This window comes from Kribbella sp. (genome assembly GCF_035687465.1).
In the GTDB taxonomy this organism is placed as follows: Bacteria; Actinomycetota; Actinomycetes; order Propionibacteriales; family Kribbellaceae; genus Kribbella.
Genome location: NZ_DASRXP010000444.1, coordinates 1 through 3,871, shown reverse-complemented (window position 1 = coordinate 3,871; position 3,871 = coordinate 1). Strand labels below are relative to the sequence as shown.

The window sequence follows — 3,871 nt, the reverse complement described above, 5'->3', positions numbered from 1 at the left end:
CGGCCGGGTCGGTCGAAACCGCGAGCCAGGCTGGTGTGTCGGCGCCTTGGGCAACGGTCAGTGGAGCCGCGTACTCGCTCATCTTGGTGCTCACCCAGCCAGGATGTACTGCGTTCGAGAGGGTGTCCGGCCAGCGCCTCGCGAGGGCGAAGGCCAGCGCGGTCATCACCAGCTTGGAGTCCGCGTACGCCGCATCCGCGGTCCAGTCGTCCTCATGCTGCAGATCATCGAGGCGGATGTTCCCGCGAACGATCGAGTCCGAGCTGACGAACACCAAGCGCTCCGGCTTCGGAAGCAACGCCGTCAGCAGCAGCGGCGCCAGCGCATTGATCTGGAACGTCTGCTCCAGCCCGTCCTCGGTGACGGGGCGGCTCTCGTCCTTGCTGCCCCAGCCCGCGTTGTGCACCACAACCTCGGGCGGTCCGATCCGCAGCAACTCAGCCGCCATTTCCCGAGTCGACCCCAACGACCCTAGATCCCCTCTGACGTACTCCGTGCTGAAGTCTGCGGCGCGAGCGTCGTTGCGGGCGTGCAGGATCACCTGGTGGTCCTGCGCCACCAGGATGCGGGCGATCTCCGCACCGATCCCGTCGTTCGACCCAGTGACCAGGACCCGGCTCATCGTGAGCCGCCCATCGTGACAGGCACCCCGTCGGGCGCGATCAACCGTTGCTCGCCAGGACCTTCGAGAAGGAGTCGCCGGGGGCCGAGCACGGAGGTACCGGCCGCGGAGATGTCGTTCAGCACGATCGGGACGTCGAAACTGAACACCTCCAGGACGGCCTGACCCGCCTGCAGGTACGTCATCAGGAACCCCCGCTGATCGCCGTGATGGCGGATCTCGCCGATCACCTCGAAACCGAACCGGTCCCGCCAGAACGCCAGCGCCGTCGGGAGATCCGCCACGGTGAAGGCCACATGGTCGAACCGTGGCACCTCACCCGGCACCTGCGCGGCCTCGGCCGCCGCGAGTTCCGGTGACGAGATCTTCTGATAGCTGAGGTTGCCCTGGATGAACTCCAGCCGGGCGCCGTCAGGGTCGAGGAAGAACGCGATCCGGACATCACCGAGCACGTCCATCGGCTGCGAGAGCACAGTCACGCCGGCGCCCTCCAGCCGCTTGATCTGCCGGTCGACGGCTGCGACCTTCATCCCGAGATGCCGGATCCCGCCCTGCAGATCGTCGTTCACCCAGCCGCCTTGATTGCCCTCGGCCCCGACCTCGACGAGCTCGAGGACGACGGTTCCGCGGCTGAGCAACCGGCTGCGACGATCCGGTCGCACTGGGTCGGGAACAGGCTGGAAACCCAACAGATCTTGGTAGAAGTCGAGGGAGCGGGCGAGGTCGCGGCAGCCGATCTCGACCCGGTGCAATCCGGAGGGCACTGAGGGTGGCATGCCCGGAACAGTACCGTGACCGCTCACAGAATGGCAGCCCCGAAGTCTTGACAGCGGTCCGCGACGGGCTGAATCTGTGATCGCTCACAGAAATCCGTGAGCGATCACAGAACCACCTGATCCCGAGGGGCCCATCATGGTTCATTCGATTACCGGACCCACTGCCTTCGATCGCCGCCTCTTCCTTCGCGGCGTCGCCGGAGCAGGCCTGGCGCTAGGCCTGGCCGCCTGTTCCAGCGACGATGACGAGCCGGCCGCGGCAGCGCCCGCCGGTGACCCGGACGCACCGGCCAAGCTGACCTTCTGGACCTGGACGACCGGCATCGACAAGGTCGTCGCGATCTGGAACCAGAAGAACCCGACCCAGCAGGTGACGGTCAGTGCCCAGGCCCAGGGCGAGGAGCTGCTCACCAAGATCGTCACCGCCCACCGGGCCGGCAATCCGCCGGACCTGATCCACGCCGAGTACCAGGCGCTGCCGGTGCTGATCACCAACGGGGTGACAGCGGACCTCAGCGGCCTGGCCACTGAGGTGAAGGGCGCCTTCACCGACGGCACCTGGGGTCTCACCTCGTTCGGCGGCAAGACCTACGCGATCCCGCAGGACATCGGCCCGATGATGTTGTACTACCGGTCCGACCTGTTCGAGCAGCTCGGCCTGACGGTGCCGAAGACCTGGGACGAGTTCGGCGCGCTGGCGGAGCAGGTCCGGAGCAAGGACTCCAAGCGCTATCTGGCCACCTTCTCCTCGGGCGACCCGGGCTGGTTCGCCGGGCTGGCCGAGCAGGCGGGCGCGAACTGGTGGGCCAACGACAACGGCACCTGGACGGTGTCGATCAACGATGAGCCGACGAAGAAGCTCGCGTCGTTCTGGGGTGACCTGGTGAACGCCGGAACGCTGCAGGGCAAGCCGATGTACACGCCGGAGTGGAACAAGGCGATGAGCGACGGCACCCTGTTGGCCTGGCCGAGTGCGATCTGGGGAGCCGGTGTGCTGCAGGGCGTGGCGCCGACCACCAAGGGCAAGTGGTCGATGGTTCCGATGCCGCAGTGGGAGGCGGGGACTCCGGTCACTGGCTTCTGGGGTGGTTCGGCGACCGCGATCGCGGCGAAGTCCAAGCAGTCGGCCCAGGCGCAGAAGTTCGTCAAGTGGCTGAACACCGACCCGGAAGCGCTGGAGGCGTTCGTCTCGTTCGGCGGCATCTATCCGGCCGCGACCGCCGGCCAGACGACGCCCGCGCTGGCCAAGGCCCCGGCGATGATGCCCAACCAGCCGGCGTTCTTCACCGATGCCGCCGCGATCGCGAAGACGGCCCGCGGGTTCACCTGGGCGCCGAACGTGAACGTCACCTACAGCCAGTACAGCGACCTGTTCGCCAAGGCCATCCAGAGCAAGGGCGACTTCGGTGCGGCCGTCGACCAGCTGCAGGCGGCCTCGGTCGCGGACCTGAAGAAGCAGGGCTTCGAGATCAAGGAGTCCTGACGATGGCGGTCCTGGCGGCCAGGCCGGTCAGTAAACCGCGACGGCTTGGGGGCGCGGCGCCGTACGTGCTGCTGGTGCCTGCGCTGGTGTTGCTGGTGCTGTTCCTGATCATCCCGATCGGCTACACCGTCTACCTCAGCCTCCGCGCGTCCCGGGTCACCGGCGGCGGCCTCGGGCTGCGCAAGGAATCGTTCGTCGGCCTGGCGAACTACGTCGGCGCCATCACCGATTCGGCGTATGCGCACTCGGTCGTGCGGATGCTCGGGTACGGCGTCGTCGTGGTGCCGACCATGCTCGGTCTGGCCCTGCTGTTCGCCCTGCTGCTCGACTCACGCGGCGCCCGGCTCAAGTCGTTCACCAGACTCGGCATCTTCCTCCCGTACGCCGTACCCGGGGTGATCGCCTCGCTGTTGTGGGGATTCCTCTACCTGCCGGGGGTCAGCCCGATCCGGGCCGCGTTCGAGGCGGTCGGACTGCCGGCGCCGGACTTCCTCGGCGCCGGCAGCGTGCTCTTCTCGGTCGCGAACATCGGCATCTGGGGTGGAGTCGGGTTCAACATGATCGTGCTCTACACCGCCCTGCGCGGGTTGCCTTCAGAGCTTGACGATGCGGCCAGGGTGGACGGAGCCAGCGAGTTGCAGATCGCGTTGCGGATCAAGGTTCCGCTGATCGCGCCGGCACTGGTGATGACGGGGATCTTCTCGCTGATCGCGTCCCTGCAGGTGTTCAGCGAGCCGTCGACCCTGCAGCCGTTGACCGACTCGATCTCGTTCACCTGGGTGCCGCTGATGACGATCTACCGCGACGCCTTCGTCAACAACGACATCTACACCGCGGCCGCGGCCTCGGTGATGCTCGCCATCGGCACCTTGGCGGTCTCGCTGACGGTGCTGAGCTTCCTGCAGAAGCGTGCGTTCGGGGAGGACCGATGAGTACGACGGCGGTGCTGGAGCGGACCACCCCGAAGCTGCAGTCGGCTGCACGTCCCCG

4 protein-coding genes are annotated in these 3,871 nt (G+C 67.2%); 2 read left to right on the top strand and 2 right to left on the bottom strand.

The window, feature by feature from the left end; translation table 11 throughout:
* On the bottom strand, window positions 1-622 hold a 622-nt coding region (locus VFG33_RS22910; protein ID WP_325054978.1), incomplete at its 3' end, for an SDR family NAD(P)-dependent oxidoreductase.
* On the bottom strand, window positions 619-1,398 hold the full coding sequence (locus VFG33_RS22905; RefSeq protein ID WP_325054977.1) for a VOC family protein: 780 nt from the start codon (window positions 1,396-1,398) through the stop codon (window positions 619-621). The genes VFG33_RS22905 and VFG33_RS22910, both read right to left, overlap by 4 nt.
* 136 nt (window positions 1,399-1,534) lie before the next feature.
* Between VFG33_RS22905 and VFG33_RS22900 the strand changes: the two genes are divergently transcribed.
* Both VFG33_RS22900 and VFG33_RS22895 read left to right on the top strand, forming a co-directional pair.
* Window positions 1,535-2,881: an ABC transporter substrate-binding protein gene (locus VFG33_RS22900; protein WP_325054976.1), complete on the top strand. Its 1,347-nt coding sequence runs from the start codon at window positions 1,535-1,537 to the stop codon at window positions 2,879-2,881.
* A gap of 2 nt (window positions 2,882-2,883) precedes the next feature.
* The gene (locus VFG33_RS22895; protein WP_325054975.1) at window positions 2,884-3,813 is read left to right on the top strand and encodes a carbohydrate ABC transporter permease; all 930 of its coding nucleotides are present in this window, start codon (window positions 2,884-2,886) and stop codon (window positions 3,811-3,813) included.
* The last annotated feature ends 58 nt before the right edge of the window (window positions 3,814-3,871 follow it).

Excerpts from the sequence above, each read along its gene's own strand:
- VFG33_RS22905 (WP_325054977.1), bottom strand. The coding sequence starts at position 1,398 with ATGCCACCCTCAGTGCCCTCCGGATTGCACCGGGTCGAGATCGGCTGC.
- VFG33_RS22900 (WP_325054976.1), top strand. The coding sequence starts at position 1,535 with ATGGTTCATTCGATTACCGGACCCACTGCCTTCGATCGCCGCCTCTTC.
- VFG33_RS22895 (WP_325054975.1), top strand. The coding sequence starts at position 2,884 with ATGGCGGTCCTGGCGGCCAGGCCGGTCAGTAAACCGCGACGGCTTGGG.